The 289-nt window shown below is 39.1% G+C and carries 1 protein-coding gene; it reads right to left on the bottom strand.

What is annotated here, in order from left to right; genetic code table 11:
• Positions 1–289, bottom strand: a 289-nt coding sequence (locus tag SB658_RS23170; protein WP_410602616.1) for an AMP-binding protein, incomplete at both ends; no start/stop codon positions are given.

Below are 289 nucleotides of genomic sequence, written 5' to 3'. Positions count from 1 at the left end.
CTCCATGGGAAATCATAATTATGTGGTGTAAAATCATTTCCTGCATGACGAACAATAACAACTTTTTCAACAGTTGGACAATGTTCGCAAGCTTTATCTACTTCGTCTTTTAATGAAACAACTTTACCTCGGCGTGAAAAACCATCTGCAGTAACGATCATTTTTGATCCTGCCGCTTGTACACGAGTCATGACTGCATCACACGCAAATCCTGAGAATATTGGTGAAATAATTGCTCCGATTTTCATAACAGCTAGCATTGCAACAACTGTTTCTGGAATCATCGGCA

It is taken from the genome of Bacillus sp. SIMBA_008, from assembly GCF_046535495.1.
In the GTDB taxonomy this organism is placed as follows: domain Bacteria; phylum Bacillota; class Bacilli; order Bacillales; family Bacillaceae; genus Bacillus; species Bacillus subtilis.
Note: the sequence above shows the minus strand (reverse complement) of the source record. Positions and strands in the feature narration are given on the sequence as shown.